The organism is Enterococcus sp. AZ109, from assembly GCF_051714625.1.
GTDB lineage: Bacteria > Bacillota > Bacilli > Lactobacillales > Enterococcaceae > Enterococcus_A.
Window position 1 is genome coordinate 760,139 of the sequence record NZ_JBIOSF010000002.1, and the last position, 19,377, is coordinate 779,515.

A 19,377-nucleotide genomic window follows, 5' to 3' on the forward strand; every position below is an offset into this window, starting at 1 on the left:
GAGAGTAGGAGAAAAGATGACACAATCGATCTATATAGGCTTGGACATTGGGACGACCACTATCAAGATTTCTGGGGTCACCCAACAACTAGAAACCGTGTATGAAGCACAATATGCCTACGATTATCTTACTCCTCATAAAGGTTGGACGGAAATTGATCCTGATACTTGGGTGGAAATTGTGTTGGAAGGGCTGAAAGAACTCTTCCAACAAGTTCCTGCTGAAACGGTCGCAGGGATTGGGATTACCGGACAGATGCACTCGACCGTGTTTGTAAACAAGCACGGTCTTTCTGTTCGTCCAGCGATTATGTGGAACGATCATCGGACGAAAGAACTGATTCCAGCGATTAGAAAGCAGTTACTGACGAATGCTAAAGCAGCTCACATTGCTAAAATTGTTTCTACCGGCAGTCCCTTGGCAAGTCTGCTGTGGTTAAAAGAAGAGGAGCCTGAAAATTACCAGCAGTTGAATAAATTTTTGATTGCGAAGGATTACGTGAAGCTAAGACTTACTGGCACTTATTCGACTGATTATTGTGATGCTTCCACGTCTTCTTTGTATGATTTAAATCAAGATTGCTGGTCACAGGAAGTACAGGAGCTATTCGACTTAGAGGAACAACTATTTCCAGAGATTCTCCCAGCAGCGACTGTTATTGGTAAATTAACCGAGGATGTTTGTAAAGAACTGGGAATTAAAGAACCTATTCCCATGGTATCAGGAACGGGAGATAATGTCGCTTCGGCTTTGGTGTCAGGAAGTTTTGAACATGATCAACCATTAGTTTCTTTAGGAACTTCAGGAGTTGTGGTAATTCCTAACAAGCATCATCAATTAAAAAAAACTGGGAAGAATGTGATCGCTAAAATCACAAAAGACGACAATTCAATTATCACCCAAGGTACCGTTCAGGCAGGAGCCAAGGTAAACAGCTGGTGGCTTGAGAACATCCTACATACAAGCGATTATCCTGCTGAACAGCAACAGATTGACAAAAGTCTATTAGGCGAAAACGATGTCCTGTTTTTCCCACATATGAATGGGGAGAAAACTTTGTTCGCCAATCCAGAATTACGCGGTGCTTTTGTAGGACTGAGCTTAGAAACAACACGAGAAGAAATGTATCTAGCTGTGCTGGAAGGCTTGGCTTTTGGCATTCGCCAGCTGTTTGTTTCCATGAAGAACGAAGAGCAGCCGGACTATTTTACCATCGTTGGCGGCGGCGCGAAAAGTGAGCTGTGGATCGAAATTTTTGCCAACGTGCTGGGTTATCCTATCAAACGGGTGATGACCTCACAAGAAGCCGTCCATGGGGCAGCGATTTTAGCCATTATGGGAGTGGAAGGCAGCTTTAAATTTCCCGAAAGTGACTACCAGATGGTGCAGCCAGATCCGACATTAATCAAAAAATACACGACACGCTACAAAAAATATCTGAAATTGACGCAGTTGTTCCTACTAGCCGGAGGTGAAGAAGAGTGAAAGAATGTCTATTGTGCCGCACACCCTTAAAATTAGTCAAATTCAAATGCGCAGAAGGCCACGTCTGTAAGGTCTGTTACGAAAAAGTCAGCTTGAATTTTACCCAAACGATTAAAACGAAAACTAAGAGTGAACTTTTAGCCTTGGTTGAAGGTTCTGAAGAGGATACTGTCACTAATTCCTTTGAAATGACGAGGAAAATCAATCAATATGTTCTATTTGATGACAACAACCGGTTGCTTTGTTTGCCTAATCATAAGAAATACACCAAAGAAAGTTTGAAGCCTGAGCTTTATCCATTTGCATCGATTGTCAGCTGTCAAGTGGTTGAAGAACAAGTTGAACGAACAGTCAAAAAGAAACTTCAGCAGCTTGGCCGTATCAAAGTTTCGATCGTGTTCCAAATGGAAGAACAAGTAAGTAGAGAGATCTGGTTAATCCCTAATTTTATCAGCCTATCAAGTATGCCTTATAAAACGATGCGATCATTAGCAGAAAACATTGTGAGTGAAATCAATCAAACGAAAGCTGAGGTGGTTTCTTGTTAGTCGGATTAAAGGATTTACTAATTAAAGCAAGAAATGAAAAAATCGCAATCGCTACCTTCAATGTTCCAAATTTGGAAATGGTACGGGCCGCGATTCAAGCAGCAGAAGAATTGAACCAGCCTGTGATTTTGCAGCATGCAGAAGGTCATGGTTCGTTGATTCCTTTAGAAGAAATTGGTCCGATTATGATCCAGTATGCCAAACAAAGCAAGGTTCCTGTGGTGGTTCATCTGGATCATGGGAAGAGCTTTGACGCAATTGTTTATGCCATGAAGCTAGGCTTCACTTCAGTCATGATTGATGCTTCAAATTTGCCGTTTTCCGAGAATGTTGCTAAAACCAAAGAAATTGTCAAAATTGCGCATAGCTTGGGTGTCAGTGTTGAAGCGGAATTAGGCCATGTTTTTACCTCTTCCTTAGGCGGCGGTGAAGGCCGAGATCCAGACGATGATAAAATCGGTGAAGAAACCGATATTTACACCGATCCAAAACAAGCGAAAGAATTTGTTGAAGCAACCAACGTAGATTGCCTAGCTATCGCATTTGGGACGGTTCATGGGATTTATTTAAAAGAACCTAGACTAGATCTAGATAGAGTCAAGGAAGTTTATGAGGAAGTAGGGATACCTTTAGTGATGCATGGCGGATCAGGTGTGAGCAGCACGGATTATCAAATTGCCATCAACAATGGGATTGCTAAAATTAATTATTACACCTATGCGAATAAAGCCGGAGCACAAGCTCTAGAAAATTATTTAGGCGACAAAAATCAGGAATATTTTTTAGAGGATTGTATTGAGAAAATAACTACAGCTGTAAAAGATGATTATGTAAAAGCGATGACAGCATTCAGCCACAATAGAAAGTAAGTTCGATCACATATTTTTCTGTAAAAGAGAATTCGAAGTTTAACCACCGACTTCAATACAGCCGGTGGTTAAAAACAATTTATCAACGATATTCTACTCACGAATCGGAAGTTCCAAAAATTCAGAATTTCTTATCTCCTCCGTAACAACATGCACAAGCTTCTCTTCATTATATAGTTCATACTGACCATCGCCAATATTAATTAGATAAGAATTATCTGGAGTGATGCGCATAGTTGTTCTTTCCACGTCTTTCGGGACGGAATAAGGTTCAAAAATCACGCTGCTAGATAAGACAAAACAGAATAAGCCGACAAATACCATAGACAAAATCTTTGGCTTTTTTTTCGTTGTATGCAGAATATTTCTGGAACGAAGCAGCAGATAGGAGTGGCTTGTACCTGAAAAGCTGGTAACTAACCCTTCCGTATCATTCGGATTGGTATCAATAAACTTCCCCAAATTAATCAATGCTTGCAGGTATTCGAATTTTCTTTCCGTTGAGAGCTGTTCAATTACTTGATCATCAACTTTCAGTTCAATAATCAGATCCAAATGTTTTCTGAACAAATGGACTAACGGATTCCACCAGTATACGATTGAGATTATCTCGTAAAGATACTTGATAAATAAATCCAAACTTGAGATGTGGAGAAATTCGTGCCTTAAGATTAGTTCAATTTCAGATTCTGAGAGTGGTAAATTTGGCAATATAATTGTTGGTTTAAACAATCCTACTACACAAGGAGAAACAGGTTTGTTAATGAAAACAACTTGATTTGCTGTGGAAAAAAGATTTCGCCTTGAGTCAGCTAGTTTTTTAATACCTGACACTTTCTTAAGTCTAACAATGAATTTGTAGCCAAAATAAAGCGAGCCGATAATCCAGAGAATAGAAAGTAGTTCTAGCGGTCTTAGATAGAGATATCCCAATATACAGTACTTTTCTTCCAAAAAATTGCGTAATACAGGCAAAATTCGATAAGATGGCAGGGTTCGCGTAAAGAAAAACTCAAAAGGGAGTATAAGTCGAATCATGAAGACTAGACAGATGGTCATCAAATATTTTGATGAAATGATTTTGTTATAGCTGATCAGCTTTACCAGCATCATCGCAATTAGCGCAAGGATTGAACTTGTCACCAATGCAATAATTAATGAAGTCGCAGAAAGAATCATTCATCCAGCAGCTCCTTCTTTTTCTCCTCTAACAGCTTTTCAATTTTAGAAATTTCAACTGCTAACTCTTCTTTAGGCTGCTTAACGAGGAAGCCCGCCAGTAGTTTTGACATGTTGAAATCATTATATTGGTCGAGGATAAAGGTTTCTTCATCTACGATCGGAGAGTAGCTTCTAGTAAGAACGGTACCGCTATAAACGATCTCAGCCGTTTCAATCAGTTTGTTTTTGGTCAATTTTTTCAACACACTTTGGACTGTGCTCATTCCTAGTGAAGAATTCTTTTCAATTATTTGTCGTGCGGTCAATGGTTCGTCACTCCCCCACAAGATAGTCAATATTTCCAATTCCTTCTTAGTTAACTTGTACTTTGACATGGTACATTCATCTCCCTAGACATTCTAATTAATTATTATTATATCATAAAAAAGTTACGGAACTTTTCAACAGCCAGCCAAATATAAATGATGAAGGATTAACTTTTTTTGTAAAAGGTGAAGCTTATTTTATCTGTTAAAAAAGCACCAGCAACCTCTAGTCGCTGGCACTTACCCGTCATTCTTCAATTGCTTCAGGCATATACGGTTCGGGTGACCCGTTCACGAACTCTTCGGCGGGTTGGATATTCCCCAGGCTGATACCAATTGTCAGGTGTGTATTCATGGGAACATATTCGCCATAACGACTCATCTCAATAACGGTTCCTTTTGGTTTGTCAGAATCCATATAATAAATATCATAGGTAATATTCGCTCCCTTAGCCGAATAAGTTTCGAAAAACAGTTTTGGCAGGTCGCCTTCAAGTACACTGTTTCTTAGATCCTTAAGATAAGGCTGCCCTTCGGAATAGGTTACTTCAATCGTAGGTGGGTTGTCCTTTTCATCAAATTCAGTACCGGCTGCGATATTCTGACTGATAAAGTGACCATAAGGGACGGTTTCTGAGTAAACACTCTTCAACACGGCAGTGACTTTGTTGGACAGCTCGCGAGCTTGCTCTAAGGTATAATTTTGGTAATTAGGGACAATCAATGGTTTACCCTTGGAAATCTGTATTTTAAATTCATCTTGTTTCGCAACTTTTGCACCTGCCGCAGTTGTTTGAGAAACTACATTGTCTAAAGCGATCGATTGGGAAAAGACTTTTTCAGTCACCAGCTTAAGCTCGTTTTTCTTAGCCCAATCAGTGACCTCAGTCAATGTTTTGTTAGCAAAATCTGGGACTTCGATGTTCTTTTCGAAGTTTTCTTTGCCTCTGGAGTAATAAACGGTAAAACGGTCTTTACGCTTATATTCCTGCAAGTTCAACTCCTTATCGGCGGCTTCTTGTTTAATAAACTGACCTTTGCCGATCGTATCATGGTACTGCTGAACAATCGAGACGTTTTCTGCTTTATGCTCCTTGGTCCAATCTTGGGCGGCTTCAAGCGTCATGGCTTCGAATTTGGGTAAAGTCAGCTGTTCTTCTGGATCAGGACCTAAGCTAACCGTCAAGGTCAAGGTGTCGCTCTTTTTGATTTTATCGCCAGCTTTCACATTTTGCTTCGTTATGTTATTTGTGGCAATGTCGAAATCGTAGGTGTTTTCGATCTTCAAAGGGATCCCTTCTTCGGCACTCCATTCCCGTGCCTGAGCAATTTCCTGTTTCAAAAAATCTGGCACCTTCACCCGAGTGAACTGATAATAAGCGATGAAAATCCCCAGCAGCAGAACTAAGCCACCTAAAGAAAACAGCATCATCTTCTTTTGTCTGCGCTTTTTATAGGTAGGATCAAATTCCACGTGCTCATCCGTTGGTTCAGACTCAATAAGGGGAGGTGGAGCAGGAACTTCGACTGGTTCAACTTCCTGCTCTTCCTGTACTTCTTTTTCCAGCTCTTTGGCTTTCTTTTTTTCCTGATTGTCAAAATTATCGTTAGTAAAATTAGATAAAAAATCACTCATAACGACTCATCACACCTTTACGTAATTGAAGGACTTCATCGGCTTGTTGAGCAATTTCACTGGAGTGGGTAACTAGAATGACACATTTTTGATGTTTATGAGCCAGTTCTTTGAAAATATCCACAATTTCCTGCTCCAGTTCTTCATCCAGATTTCCAGTCGGCTCGTCGGCTAGAATAATATCGCCATTCATAGACAATGCGCGGGCAATCGCGACCCGTTGCTGCTCACCACCTGAAAGCTGAGTCACCAGACGATTAGCCTTGTCTTCGGTAATGCCGATGTATTTCAACAGATTATAAGCTACTTCTTTTTTCTCTTTTGGCAGGTCATTTTGGGTAATCGCCATGGGGATCAACACATTTTCCACCGCAGTCAAATAAGGAATCAAGTTGTAGCTTTGGAACACGATACTAATATCATTTTTGCGAAATTTCTCATGGCCAATTGTGGCGATATCTTTGCCGTTAAATAGAACTTGGCCCTCTTTAGGAGTATCTAAAGCACTAATCAAGGATAAAAAGGTGGTTTTACCAGAACCGGATTTTCCTAAAATACTGTAAAGCTTGCCTTTTTCAAAGCCAACGGACACGTTTTTTAAGATAAAACGTCGTTGATCGCCATCCTGGTAGTAATAATCGATATTTTTAGCTTCTAATAGTGTCATTGTCGATCCTCCCTACATCATAATTTTCTTCGGATTCAGGCGAAGAATGTACAGCAGTGGCAAAATGGCTGATAGCAGTACAGTACCCACGCCCACCAGCAGATAAGTCACAATGTAGCCAATGCTGAAGGTTACTTTGTAGGCTTGTTGGACATCCATAAAGGAGAGGCTGTTTTGCATCAAACTGCTGGTGCCATAATACATGATACCGTCTTGGTTTGAGTTGCTAATCCAATCCGATTGAATCAAGGACTGAGAAATCGCACCGCCTAGGAAGTTACCAGTAATCAATGAAAGAACTAGCGCAATACTACTGATCATCAAAAGCTCCAAGACAATCTGGGTGATTACTTTACTGCGGCTTTCGCCAAAAGAAAGGTAGATACCAAGTTCGTGTTTACGATCTCGCATAAATAACAGGACAACTAACGAAAGAATCAACAATGTCGCAATGACCGCCACAATCACAACATATTTAGAAATAGTGTTCAGCTTGGTTAGACCGCCCGCTACTTGTTCGTATTGGTCGCTGGAAGCAACAACTTGGTAAAATTCTGGCAAAAGGGCATTTGCATCTTGGCGAAAGGCCTCAATATCATCCGGTGATTTCAATACATAAGTCGCCTGATAGTAGTCTTCTGAATCCTCCTCAAAACCTTCTATACCGCTAGCAAAGGCTTCTTGGATCTTTTTGTTCAGGTTACGAGCAGCACCTTCTGTAGTATAGATAGTGTTCAACTGATCCAGTGCTTGCCATTCACTTTCATGTTGCTGTTCCGGACTTTGCTGCGTATTTAGATCTTTTTTAGCGACGGTGAAAATACCAGCAACCTTCATGGGAAAGTCAAAGGTAGTTGTTTTCGGTTCGCTGATTTCACCCTCGGCTGATGCAGTATCATCATATATCTGATTGGTGGCATCTAAAACAAAGGAATCGCCGACGCTTAAGCTGTTGGCTTCTGCGACATCCTGACTGATGATGGCGGCATTGGTACCATTTTTTATATCGTTATCAGTAAAGCCGTCCCCTTGGGCAATTTTGATCAGACCCTCAGTAACGTCCAAAAATTCTTTTTGATTGAAGCCTTTGATGGTGAACATATAAGGAGTACCAAAACCGACGCTTTCGCTGGTCATACTTTTGAGCTTGGTTGTTCCGGTACCAGTTGGTAGGTAAAGATCGTAGCGTTTGACGTAAGAAAGATTACCGATTTCCTGATAGGTTTCGGCTTTAGGCGACTTGGGGTATTCTACGGTAGTCATGTCATCTTCTGAGAGGCTGCTCATTTTCTTTTCATAAGCTTCGTAGTCCATTTCGATACTAGTGACAGCACCCATACTGCGCTTGGTTTCTTTTTCAACATTTGTGGTAGATTGTTGAATCGCCACCGCTCCAGCGATCACATTCCCTAAAATAAAAACAACGAAAAACAAAATGAGTGATTTGCCTTTTCGTCGGGTAATACTCTTGAGTGCTCGTTGTTTGAAGTCCATAGAATCGCTCCTTCTAATTATATTTTAATTTTATTATTCCATATTGTTTAGTCAGTTACAATGAGGAACTGAGTGCTTATTGCAGATAGTCGACCTCGATAAAAAATCTTGAATAAATAAAATAACAGCGCTTTCATTTTTGCTTCTTTCTTGGGTATTAGCTTGTTATTCCTTCATCAACTTGTTTCTATTCTGATAATAAGTTAAACACCTCCTAAAAATAGTATACAATACGATTTCAGCGAGTGTCTATAAAATTATTGATAATACATTTTTTTATAATCGGGATTAGGATCAGTTTTTTCTAGTAAAGTCAGATTTGAAGAATCGAAAGCGAGTGCTTTTTTTATTTCAAAGTGATAAAAATACTTTTATAGACCTTTTGTTTGTCTTACACTATATTTGTAAACCACCTGAAGAATGCTCAGAGGTGAATACAGTTATTTTCAGAGTAGCCGACTAAGAAAATTTTTTGGACAATAAGGAAGTTGGAAGTGAACGATGAATAAAACAAAGAAAAAAATTCTAAGTGAAAAGAAACAGAAAGCTCTAAAAAAATGGTGGCTCTTTGTAGTTATAGGATTCGCTGGTTATAAAGTGATTGATTCCTTTTTTTCAGTTACTTACCTACCGCTGATAGTTCTATTTTACTTCATCGGTGTGTATGTATATTTAGGAAGGGCTTATGATCGTCCGTAAGTAGTAACACCTTTTGCAGCAAAGCCACATTTATCGAAGGTGTGAAAAATAGTTAGAATACTGAAAAGAAAGCCATTTACTTATACAAAAAAAGGGGTATCTTTGCTTAAAACCTCAAACCCAATCCATCACAAAAGAGTTGCTTAATTCCGATTCAGAGGTAATAATTAAAGTAGTAGTTAAATCTGGATTAGAAGAAAGGTGGGGAATAAACATGGCATTGGTAAACCGTTGGTATCAACTATTGCAGCAGTTTATTTCTCACGATCGTTTAACCATCGAAGCACTTCAGCAGATAACCGATACCACTGCCCAAACGGTGAAAAAAACCATTCAGCTTTTGAATGAACAATTGGACCACACGGCAAAAATAGTTGAAGTTGCCGACGGTTATCAGCTGAAGGTATCCAATGTTCAACAATTTGAAGGTGTAATGAATGGCAGTTTGAGACAACAGGCGGACTTTAATTCTAGCTCCAAACGAATAGCGGTCCTGATTGATTGCTTCATGAAACAAGATGATTATGTGGTGATTGATGATCTGGCGGAATTAATCGGGGTCAGCCGTTCGACTGTAAATAAAGACTTGCGAAAGCTTAAGGAAGTGCTCGCCTCTTTTGGTATTTCTCTGACCGGTACTCCTAACAAAGGGTTGCTGCTGGGAGGAGAGGAAGAAAATCTGCGGCTGCTTTATTTGTATCACGCATATGATTACCTGACCCCGCCTGAATTAAGCGAAGAGGTTTTACCGTTGATCGATGCAATTGCCGAAACGAAGAAACTAGATTTTCGAACGGCTGGCTTACTGAAGAAGGTCATCGCCTTAACCTTGGAGCGAATTCATGCGGGCAAAAATCTTTCAGCAGTCTTGCCTTACTACATTAATTACTTTGGAAGCGATCCACAGCTAGAGGAGTTGTGGATGACTTTAGAAATCAATTATAGTATTACCATCAGTCAGTTGGACTTTGATTTCCTCTGTTTTCCATTAAACATCTTCAATAATAATGTGGTAGAGGAACGCTTGGCAGCGAACCCGCAGGTAAGCGAACTTTTTCATCTAATGATGCAAGAAATTCTAGCATCCGTTCTAATCACAGTAGAGGAACAGGAGCTGTTCAATAAACTAAGGGCGCATTTCATGTTTTTGGTCAATCGCATTATTTTCCACGTCCAGCTGCAAGATATTTTTGATCAAGAATTTCGCAACAAGCATGCCTTCTCCTGCCAGCTGGCAGATCTCGGTGTGACAGCACTGGCGGACTTTTTAGCTAAGCCAAAGCAAGAATCTGAAATCGCTTATTTGGCCATTTATTTTGAGTTGGCGCTAAAAGATGACCCCGAGGATGCAGCAAAGGAAATTGCGGTGGTCTGCAATACTGGGAAAGGGACGGCCCTAATGATTAAGCGACAGTTAGTGAGTGTTCTAGGTTCCAATATTCAGATTACTCACTATTCGGAAGAAGACTATCGCACCCAAGACCTGACCCGTTATTTTGCGATTTTTACTACGATTCCTTTGCCAGAATCTGCGACACCGACAACGGTTATCAAACTGAATGACTTGTTTAATGACAAATGGCTGCTGGGAGAGTGGAAACGAATCATTGCTTCGAAAGCCACAGCATTTGAGAACACTGCCTTCAGTTTTGCGACCTTAGATGCAACCCGAACTTATGAAGACAACTTATCCATGATGCTGGATCAGCTGATCAATCAACAACTGGCGGATACAGCCTTCAAAAGCTATATCTTGAAAAAATCACGGGAAGAGTCCGCTGTACTGGAAAACGGGATCGCCTTTCCCCACGGCATCAATCCAACTAGTAGTCAGATTGTTGTATCTATCGGCTCTTACAAAAACGGCCAATCTCCAGAAGGAATTGAACTGGTTTTTCTAGTGGCGATACCTGCCGATTTGACGATGGAGACAGAAGCTGAGCTATTGAGCTTTTACGATACGATTTTTGTTGTTTCTGCAGATCAAAACCTGCGGAAAAAAATGCAAGAGGTGAATTCGCGGGAAGATTATGCGCAATTGTTGGCGAGCAGATAAGGAGAAAAATAAAGTTAATTAGACGAAATAACTGCACAAAAATTTCTCCGATTTTGCCTATTTTAGCTCTAGAAAATCGTAGACAATTATGTTATTCTATACACATAACTCGAGTACTAAACTGTGCTTCGGCACAAGAAGAGCTTTACAAGGACCGGCCTTGTAGGGCTCTTTTTTTGTACTATTCAAATTGAAAATCTATCTTTTGACTAATCAGTAAAATAAAGTATGTAGTTGTCAAAGAGCAGGGCTCTGCAAGTGAAAAAGACGCCCTAACAAGAGGACATTCTTACTCAAATCAGAAGGTACGGCGCGCACGCACCTTCGCAAGCAGCACCGTTTAAGACGATGGCTGTGTGTGAGTAAGTTTGGTTTATTTGATTTTCGGCTCCTCAAACTAGTCTTGCCTTAATGCTCCAAAGCTGAGCTAGTTTGTGAAGCCTTTATTTCTTATGATTCCGGTCAATGGTGATCATCAAGCTGGCAAAAGCAATTGCTAGAGTCAACGCTTGATACACAGTCATGGCAAACGTTCCTTTCCTACATGGCAAACGTTCCTTTCCTAGGATGAACATGTGGCATCTCTCCTTTACTAGAAGATTAGCCAGCGCCATAAACACTGCAAAGTTAAGCATCACCACCTTTCCGGCACAAGAAGTTAGGGCAGGAAGTTAGCGTTTTTTCTTTTTCCCTTTTTTCTTCTTCTGTTTCTTCTTGTTCGCCTCGTGGTAGGCTCGCAGGCGATCCAATCGCTCTTTTCGTGATTCGGAAGCTTTCGGACGTTCTGCGGTCTGGGGCTCAGCCTGATCAACTTCAGATTGTTCAGCCGGGCTATCGGGTCCATCATCTTTCTTTTTTTCTTCGCCAGCATTATCTAGCGAATCAATCTTTACCACAGGTACTCCGGTAGTAATAGTTTTTTCAGGATTGACAAACGCCGCATCCAACGCAGCTTTTGCTTGGCTAGGTATTCCGTATTTTTCAAGTACCGTCTTCGGTGTACTTGCCGTTTCAATTGTTTCTAGAGCATTTTTATCATCAACTGCTACAGATTTTTCTTCTTCCGCTTCTTCGCTTGGCTTCATTTCTTCAACGTCTTCAAAGACTTGGTCAACTTCATCGGCAATAATCAACGGCGCAAAGGCATTATCAGGATCTGCTACATAAACTTCACCTTGCTCTCTTACATCAAAAATTGGTGTTTCAATGGTTTCGACAAATTTGGCAGAGACGACTTTTTGGAATTGACGAACGCCGTTTTTTTCAAACAGGTTCAAAGTCGTCATTGTTTCCAGTGCCTCTTTAATTTTCTCGGGGGATTTATTTGGATCAGGTTCATTAAATGACCAGCGGTGGGTCTTGCCAGTGGCATCTTCAAATACAGCTTTTAGTTTTAACATTCTATTTCTCTCCTTTTTGTTTTTCTCAGGAATTTTACAGGGTTCATAGGTAAGTTCCTGAGATTTTAGCTTAAATAACTTCTGTTTTAGTCACTCGTGTTTGGTTAGTCACGATAATGTCATCCAGGATGCTTCCTTCTGTTGAAAGTTCAGTTAACACGTCACCTAGTGAAACAATCTCAGCTTCGGTAGGATTGTTTACTATGTTACTGAAATTGACCTTTTTAGCAGTGTCATCTTCTTGAGCAATTCGTACTTGTAATTTGGTTCCTAATTGTTGGATCATGTGTTTTTCCTCCTAAAGTTTTTTGTTCCGGCCGGTGATTAAAAGATAACCCAAAAGAATAAAAGAACAAAATGCGATTTTTTCCAAAATACCCTACATTTTTTCCAGTGCCAATTTGTGAAATGTTGATTTGATCGCACAGTAAAATGTACTTAAGGAAATTATAGGGGGGTATTTGGAAATTTTCGATTTTGACCAAAAAAGGACGATTAAGGCTGATCTAATAAGGTTTTGCTAATTGAAGTATAAACGACTTAAAAAGAAACACTTGATAAAATAACAATAGAAGCAAGAAGATTTCGGAAAAATAAGCACCTAGCGGAGAGCTAGAGTGCTTATTTTTGGTTCACCTGGCATGAGCGAACTCTAACAGGTTCAAGTCTTGAGTGTGTCTGAGTAGTGGAAAGTACATAGCTAAAAACAAAGGGAACCACAGCAATTAGAAATCTGAAAAAGCAAATTGTTCGTTGAAATTTTTTAACACATATCATATTCCCCTCTACGCTTCGTTAGTAACGAATTTTTCACTGATTGTTTACTATGGGAACATAATTTTTATTAAAATATGCTGCAAATTTAAAAGTATAAATTATCTACTTAACAGTCATAGTAGAGGGTTCGCTTAGGATTCGAATAATCTCTATAACTGGCATATTCTTTCAGAAGAATCTTTGATATTACATGAACTATTCGATATTCCTTAAGGGTGTTTTGGTACTATTCTTCAATGAATAAGTCCTTTATAATAAATGGATAAGAATGAAACAATTTTTTGATTTAATAAATAATAAATGCGAAAAATTTGAATGAATGAGCATTTTTCATTCAGTAAAAACATCTTGAATTAATCATTATCAAAAAGGGCATCACAGTGAATAAGCTCTTGTAAGTTTTCTAGAAGGACCCCATGCCTTGTTAATAGTTAGCTTTTTAAATTTTTTAGTAAAACTCATTATACTTCTAGGATAAAAATCATGGTGAGAAAATAAAGGGAGGAAAGAACATGCAGTCAGTAAAACAATTTGAATACACATTAAAAATGAGAACCATTTTTCAAGGGAAGTTATCAGAACTGAAAAGCTATTACTGTCGGGAGGATTTTGTGCTTGCCTTAAATGATGTAGATAGAGCAGATAAGGATTCTAAGATGTTCCGCATGGCAGAGCTAAAAAGGTTATGTGATTCACAAGGAATCTGTGTAGAAGAACTAATTTCTAATAGGACAATCTTGGATAGTATTCCTACTCGTACGGAAATGCAGGAAAATCTTTTGTATGCTTTATAGCAATGACATGAGAAATGGATATGGGCGTGTCAGGTACACTGACGGGCAAATTGAAGAGGGAAATTTTACTGATGGAGATAGGAACGGAATGTTCAAAATAACTCAGCCGTATGGAACAGTATTCGAAGTTTAATATATCAATGGTGAAAGGATAGATCAATAGCTGTTGTCAGTCACATTAGAGTTAGAAGGTTGTTTGAATAACATCAAAATAGGAATTCAGCATACTAATAACAATTGTGAATCGGAACAGGCTGAAGACAAGAGAGAAGAATAATAGAAGTTTATACACGTTAGTATTAGTACCCCTTCATTCTGAATATAAAATTTTGTCCATAAGGCGACCAAATACTTAGTTAGAAGAGTACGGATTGTCTTATTTTCGGGCAGGAAATAATGTATTTCAGAATTGATACAGTAACGTTTTCAAATCCATCTAATCGAAACCTATCCCCGACAACAAGGGACGAAAAGCAAGAACAGATGTATCCAACATGTTTTTTATTATAGGAAATAGCCAAAAGTGAAATACTATGTTTGAAGATCTGGTATTTATCAAACATTCCTAACTCGAAATTTAGAAGATCACCAAATATTTTTGCTGGAAAAAAATCTATCTCATAACGAAATAAGTCGCATCCATTCAATTTTGGATACGGCTTTTTTTCTATGTAAATAATCATAAAAAAAACCAAGCTACTAATTTTTTGACATCTATTATGAAAAATAGTTATCGATACAGAAATGACGGTGATTCATGTAGAAAGGATGATAGTAATAAAAAACTACTCTAAACTGAATTAAGTTTCCAATTATCAGTATAAAAAGGTGTAAGAAGCGAAGTAGAAAAAGTTCACTTAAATCCGAACGAAGTATTTAGTTCGCCGGTATGAAGATGTGTAAGGAAAGCCTAGCGAAAAAATTTAACAAATCCGAACTAAGTCCCCTAGTCGCTAGTATCTAAAGGTGTAAGAAGCGAAGTAGAAAAAGTTCACTTAAATCCGAACGAAGTATTTAGTTCGCCAGTATGAAGATGAGTAAGGAAAGCCTAGCAAAAAAATTTGACAAATCCGAACTAAGTCCCCTAGTCGCTAGTATCCAAAGGTGTAAGAAGCGAAGTAGAAAAAGTTCACCTAAATCCGAACGAAGTATTTAGTTCGCCAGTATGAAGATGTGTAAGGAAAGCCTGGTAAAAAATTTTAACAAATCCGAATCAAGTCCCCTAGTCGCTAGTATCTAAAGGTGTAAGAAGAGAAGTAGATTAAATCCGAACGAAGTATTTAGTTCGTCAGTATGAAGATGTGTAAGGAAAGCCTAGCAAAAAAAATTTGACAAATCCGAACTAAGTCCCCTAGTCGCTAGTATCCAAAGGTATAAGAAGCGAAGTAGAAAAAGTTCACTTAAATCCGAACGAAGTATTTAGTTTGTCAGTATGAAGAGGTAGAAGGAAAATCTAGTAAATAATTCAGGGGGGGATCACTATGAAAACGAACAACAAGATTTTGGCACATTACTATGGGATATATCTAAGAAAAGTTGTGTCGATTCAAGTATTGGATGCTGATGGAAACCCTGCAACGGCACTGCCATTTGTCAGAGTCACTCGTTACAAAGATAAAACAGTCGTTTTGCAAACTATTTATTCTGATTCGTTATCAGGAAAAATGCTACAGATGTTTTCACCAACTGAGTTTGAAATTGCTAAAGGAGTTCAGTTACTGTGTCAAGAACTCCAACTTTATCAGGTCTACTAAGTATCCATGATGGTTGCCTTTTTGAAAATCAAAGAAAGAAGGAATTCGTATGAAAAAGAGTATGAGCAGAAAGTCAATTGAAACTTCGCTACGTTATTACATTCACAGCAATGCTTATCCTTCTCGTTTGGATATGGATAGTTTTGCTCGAGGAAATAGTTTTAGTTTGGAGGTATGAGTTGTCCTTCGATACAAACAAGAGTAATTAGAAAATTCAATAATAAATTGAGGAGTGGTGAAAATGATTGGTCTAAAAAAAGGGAACAGTCAAAATGAATTTCAAAAGCATGCACAACTGAAACGAAAATACGCAAAGCCAGTCGGACCAATCGTGAAGTGGTGGATGAAACTGAAAGGTAGAAGAGATACAAAAAAGTATATGCCCGTCTTTATAGCGAGTTCTAATGTCTATACTTCCCCCTTTTTGTCTTTACTTATAGAGGAGGACAAGCATGTCCAGAACATTCTTTGGTTATCCGCAACGTCAGATATGGCTCCCTTGAAAGTAAGAGTCAACAAAAATATTGACCAATACAATTATGGTCAGTTCTGTCTAAAGGAGATGGAACAGAAGTTAAGGGCTAAAGCTGAAGAAAGGATCAATCTAGAGCAGAAGCTTGGTGAAGAAAAAGTAGACGTGTCCATAGTAAAAAATCGTAGAGAAAAAGACAAAAGAAGTTCTTTGTCTAACTTGTCTAACCAAAAAGTTCAACTCACCCAAGAAGTAAATGTCGCAATCAGTGAACTTATTCAAATTCGTGAGGAATTAGAACAATTAGAATTAATTACTAAAGAGAAAGTTCAGATCGTGCACCATCATTTTATGGAAAAAGGGTATTGCTATTTACAAGGGGTTCTTAGTAAAACCAATGAAAAAGAGTACCCCATAGAATTTATGAGTACTACCAATTCTTTTTCCAGTGAGAATGAGAAAAATTATTTAGAGCAATCCGATAAATTAAAAAGAAGACTGAATCTATTGTTAGAAACTATTGAAGTAGAAGGGGATGGGGTAAATGTTTAAAAAGTTGTTTACAAAAAAAGAAAAGCATAAAGGCTATCCTGAAACCATCGAAACGAAACAAATTCTTTCAAACTCTGAAATTCCATTGCCTGTAGACTACACAATTTATACTCCTATTGATTACAAAGTTGATGAACAGGTTTCTAGAATCCATTCAAAATTGGTTGCGGAGATGCACGAGTACTTTAATAATACGAATATCGATAAAGGAAACGCTGACTATCTCGACGAGTGGCTCGACAAACAATACAGGAAGGTCAATGCTCAAATAAACCTAGAACGTGCTGAGCATAGGCAAACACTACACAAATTGACGAGAAACTACACTACTCAAAAATCGAGTGGTATGCAAATTGAACAATCTTTAGAAAAAGAATTCGATAGTTTTGAAGAAAAAGAGAAAGAAATAAAAAATAGATTAGATAAATTGGAGGAGATGTAAAATGGAAAAACTAGAGAATTTAGCTGATTTAGAACAGGTGCAAAAAAGAAGAGTGCAAAAATTGTCAAATGCTAAAGAGGGAGGTTTTATTAAGAAATTACGCTTTTCATTTGTTCATAGCACGGCGCTGTTTTTTGCCATGATGGTTAACTCCGTGATAGATTTTTTTCCTTTGTATAGTACCTTTTCACTTGTGACGAACGATAACTTGGTGATGCTTTTGCTCCTTACTTTTGGATTTACTATATTTTTTGCTATTGCTTCTTATGCATTCGGTGATGTTTTAGGGCAAAAACTTACGTCAAGAGCTTTTATTATTACAGCTACAATAGTTGCCTTTTTACCGCAAATTTGTATTTTAGCTTTGAGATTCACGATGAAAAATGAGCTGTTTCCATTAATAAGTGGCGGCGTTACTAATACGTTGAACCAGCAGGAAGTTTCTCAAATGATTGAGCCATCGGATATTATGGTTTGCATGCTTTGCTTAATGGCAGTAGGCAGTACGTTATTAGTTGCCTATCTGGCTTACAAGGATGAAAAAGAACAAAAGTATTTGAAGTACCAATTGCGTCAGCAGCTGAACCTTATCGAAGAATTCAAAATTGAAATTGAAAAAGAGAAGATGATGCAAAAGGAGATTATAAGGGATTTTGAAGGCGTAATCCGAGAAGCGGTGGATGTAGAAAATGAAAAGTATATTACTGCGTTAGAATGCTTGCAAGATAATCGTATGGAACATTTATGTTTTGCACGAACAAAATTAGCGCAGTACTTGGGCGAGCCTGATGAAATCAATTATTTGTCAAAACAGTTGTCAGAAAGATTGTCGAATTTTCAGGTAAATCAAAAAGAAAAATTTGAATTAAAGGATTTCTTGAGTTTGGAGGATTGTCAGGATAAGTAGAAAGGGGAAATTAAAAATGAAAAAAGTAAAATTAGTATTTATTTTGGGGTTGCTTTCGCTCTTGTCAGCTTGTGGAAACAGTGATTCAGAGCAGTTTATGGACGTTGCAATTGTTTATGGTAATCACGCAAATATGAAAGAACTCCCAATTCACCAAGTAATTTCTGATTCTACGGTTGAACAAACCGCTTCTGATGGAGGAACGATAGCCATGATTTCATCTGAGCAAACTCCTCGGTTAATCGCTAATTTAGAGGTTGAGAAAATAAAAGGTGGAAAGAATACAGAACGAATTAATCGAAATGTTAACAACCTTTTAAATGAAATTGCTGAAGCTAGCGAACAGAGTGCGGCGCAAACGCCTGAAGTTAATCTGTATGAATCTATTTTATTAGCAACGAAAAGCCTCTCTGATAGGGAGGAATCTTTCAAAAAAATCATCTTGATTGAGTCCATGTTGTCCACTGACGGAGAAATCGACTTTGTTAACGGCGGATATCTCCATGCTCCGGCTGAACGTGTTGTTGAAAGCTTAGTTGAACGTGAAGCGGTGATTGATTTATCTTCCATTGATGAGATTGAAATTGTTGGACTTGGCGAAACGGCAGTTCCTCAGACAAAGTTAAGTGCAAAAGAGTTAAAAAATCTGAAGCAAATTTGGGAGAGGTATTTCGAACAAAGTGGTGTGAAAAAGACAACTTTTACGGAAGTAGCTTTCACCACAGACATTGATGCTTCAAAGTACCCAGTTGTTAGCAACGTACCTACTTTAAATACTGAAACAGAAGAACTGGCTGTTTCAGCAGGTAACACTGAAGCACCCGTAGTTTTGGATGAAACACAAGTGAAGTTTAAACCGGATTCTGCGGAGTTCGTTGATGAAGCGCAAGCGTTACAAATAATTCAGCCAATCGCCGAGCAAATCAAGCAAAATGATCTGAAAATCTTGCTCATTGGATCTACAGCCACGCAAGGAAGCGAGGAGGGACGATTAATTTTATCGGAGAAGCGCGCAAATGCAGTTGCTAAAGTACTCATTCAATCAGGTGTTAGCCAAGAACAATTAGTTTCTGTCGGTTGTGGTTCTACAGATCCGTGGCATGTTACAGATGTCATTGATGGCAAACTTGTAGAGGAAATGGCAAAACTAAATCGCAAAATCGTAATCGCTGATTATGAATCTTCGCTGCCAGAAATTATATCTATCAAGAATAACTTATAAAATCAAGCGAATGGCTGTGACATAAAACGTCACAGCCACTGAAAACCGCACAATCGATGTAACTGAAGCAGCTCTTTCGGGAATAAGCCAAATAAATGCAAAAATATGAGCAGCT

At 38.6% G+C, this 19,377-nt stretch carries 20 protein-coding genes; 12 read left to right on the forward strand and 8 right to left on the reverse strand.

Annotated elements, in window-relative coordinates; all coding sequences use genetic code 11:
- Window positions 1-16 precede the first annotated feature (16 nt).
- From IGI42_RS20285 to IGI42_RS20295, 3 genes are read left to right on the forward strand one after another with little or no spacing between them, the layout of a single operon-like run.
- Window positions 17-1,486 carry a xylulokinase gene (locus IGI42_RS20285; protein ID WP_438717853.1) on the forward strand — a complete coding sequence of 490 codons (1,470 nt, stop codon included), beginning with the start codon at window positions 17-19 and terminating at the stop codon, window positions 1,484-1,486.
- A complete protein-coding gene (locus IGI42_RS20290; protein ID WP_438717854.1) occupies window positions 1,483-2,034 on the forward strand; it encodes a hypothetical protein in 552 nt (183 codons plus the stop codon). Before IGI42_RS20285 ends, IGI42_RS20290 begins: the two co-directional genes overlap by 4 nt.
- Window positions 2,028-2,903 (forward strand): class II fructose-bisphosphate aldolase, encoded by an 876-nt coding sequence (locus IGI42_RS20295; protein ID WP_438717855.1) that lies wholly within the window; start codon window positions 2,028-2,030, stop codon window positions 2,901-2,903. Before IGI42_RS20290 ends, IGI42_RS20295 begins: the two co-directional genes overlap by 7 nt.
- A 93-nt stretch (window positions 2,904-2,996) precedes the next feature.
- Here IGI42_RS20295 and IGI42_RS20300 read toward each other — a convergent pair whose 3' ends face one another.
- The 5 genes from IGI42_RS20300 to IGI42_RS20320 form a co-directional block, all read right to left on the reverse strand.
- Window positions 2,997-4,082: a M56 family metallopeptidase gene (locus tag IGI42_RS20300; protein WP_438717856.1), complete on the reverse strand. Its 1,086-nt coding sequence runs from the start codon at window positions 4,080-4,082 to the stop codon at window positions 2,997-2,999.
- Complete coding sequence (locus IGI42_RS20305) at window positions 4,079-4,459, reverse strand: BlaI/MecI/CopY family transcriptional regulator (protein ID WP_438717857.1); 381 nt, start codon at window positions 4,457-4,459, stop codon at window positions 4,079-4,081. Before IGI42_RS20305 ends, IGI42_RS20300 begins: the two co-directional genes overlap by 4 nt.
- A gap of 178 nt (window positions 4,460-4,637) precedes the next feature.
- Window positions 4,638-6,026: a PASTA domain-containing protein gene (locus IGI42_RS20310; protein ID WP_438717858.1), complete on the reverse strand. Its 1,389-nt coding sequence runs from the start codon at window positions 6,024-6,026 to the stop codon at window positions 4,638-4,640.
- Window positions 6,019-6,693: an ABC transporter ATP-binding protein gene (locus IGI42_RS20315; protein WP_438717860.1), complete on the reverse strand. Its 675-nt coding sequence runs from the start codon at window positions 6,691-6,693 to the stop codon at window positions 6,019-6,021. Before IGI42_RS20315 ends, IGI42_RS20310 begins: the two co-directional genes overlap by 8 nt.
- Before the next feature lie 12 nt (window positions 6,694-6,705).
- Window positions 6,706-8,187, reverse strand: a complete 1,482-nt coding sequence (locus IGI42_RS20320) for an ABC transporter permease (protein ID WP_438717862.1) — start codon at window positions 8,185-8,187, stop codon at window positions 6,706-6,708.
- Window positions 8,188-8,688: 501 nt separating this feature from the next.
- Between IGI42_RS20320 and IGI42_RS20325 the strand changes: the two genes are divergently transcribed.
- Window positions 8,689-8,886 carry a hypothetical protein gene (locus tag IGI42_RS20325; RefSeq protein ID WP_438717863.1) on the forward strand — a complete coding sequence of 66 codons (198 nt, stop codon included), beginning with the start codon at window positions 8,689-8,691 and terminating at the stop codon, window positions 8,884-8,886.
- A gap of 214 nt (window positions 8,887-9,100) precedes the next feature.
- On the forward strand, window positions 9,101-10,942 hold the full coding sequence (locus tag IGI42_RS20330; protein WP_438717864.1) for a BglG family transcription antiterminator: 1,842 nt from the start codon (window positions 9,101-9,103) through the stop codon (window positions 10,940-10,942).
- Window positions 10,943-11,385: 443 nt separating this feature from the next.
- Here IGI42_RS20330 and IGI42_RS20335 read toward each other — a convergent pair whose 3' ends face one another.
- From IGI42_RS20335 to IGI42_RS20345, 3 genes are all read right to left on the reverse strand, one after another.
- A complete protein-coding gene (locus IGI42_RS20335; protein ID WP_438717865.1) occupies window positions 11,386-11,517 on the reverse strand; it encodes a hypothetical protein in 132 nt (43 codons plus the stop codon).
- Between the two features lie 96 nt (window positions 11,518-11,613).
- The gene (locus tag IGI42_RS20340; RefSeq protein WP_438717866.1) at window positions 11,614-12,342 is read right to left on the reverse strand and encodes a DUF2922 domain-containing protein; all 729 of its coding nucleotides are present in this window, start codon (window positions 12,340-12,342) and stop codon (window positions 11,614-11,616) included.
- A 70-nt stretch (window positions 12,343-12,412) separates the two neighbouring features.
- Complete coding sequence (locus tag IGI42_RS20345) at window positions 12,413-12,628, reverse strand: hypothetical protein (protein WP_438717867.1); 216 nt, start codon at window positions 12,626-12,628, stop codon at window positions 12,413-12,415.
- 1,003 nt (window positions 12,629-13,631) lie between these two features.
- Between IGI42_RS20345 and IGI42_RS20350 the strand changes: the two genes are divergently transcribed.
- The 7 genes from IGI42_RS20350 (at window position 13,632) to IGI42_RS20380 (ending at window position 19,262) form a co-directional block, all read left to right on the forward strand.
- Window positions 13,632-13,913, forward strand: a complete 282-nt coding sequence (locus IGI42_RS20350; protein ID WP_438717868.1) for a hypothetical protein — start codon at window positions 13,632-13,634, stop codon at window positions 13,911-13,913.
- A 1,481-nt stretch (window positions 13,914-15,394) separates the two neighbouring features.
- On the forward strand, window positions 15,395-15,667 hold the full coding sequence (locus tag IGI42_RS20355) for a hypothetical protein (RefSeq protein ID WP_438717869.1): 273 nt from the start codon (window positions 15,395-15,397) through the stop codon (window positions 15,665-15,667).
- Between the two features lie 49 nt (window positions 15,668-15,716).
- A complete protein-coding gene (locus IGI42_RS20360) occupies window positions 15,717-15,845 on the forward strand; it encodes a hypothetical protein (protein ID WP_438717870.1) in 129 nt (42 codons plus the stop codon).
- 63 nt (window positions 15,846-15,908) lie between these two features.
- Window positions 15,909-16,691 (forward strand): hypothetical protein, encoded by a 783-nt coding sequence (locus tag IGI42_RS20365; protein WP_438717871.1) that lies wholly within the window; start codon window positions 15,909-15,911, stop codon window positions 16,689-16,691.
- The gene (locus IGI42_RS20370) at window positions 16,684-17,133 is read left to right on the forward strand and encodes a hypothetical protein (protein ID WP_438717872.1); all 450 of its coding nucleotides are present in this window, start codon (window positions 16,684-16,686) and stop codon (window positions 17,131-17,133) included. Before IGI42_RS20365 ends, IGI42_RS20370 begins: the two co-directional genes overlap by 8 nt.
- 1 nt (window position 17,134) lies before the next feature.
- Window positions 17,135-18,040, forward strand: a complete 906-nt coding sequence (locus IGI42_RS20375; RefSeq protein ID WP_438717873.1) for a hypothetical protein — start codon at window positions 17,135-17,137, stop codon at window positions 18,038-18,040.
- Window positions 18,041-18,056: 16 nt separating this feature from the next.
- A complete protein-coding gene (locus IGI42_RS20380) occupies window positions 18,057-19,262 on the forward strand; it encodes an OmpA family protein (RefSeq protein ID WP_438717874.1) in 1,206 nt (401 codons plus the stop codon).
- The last annotated feature ends 115 nt before the right edge of the window (window positions 19,263-19,377 follow it).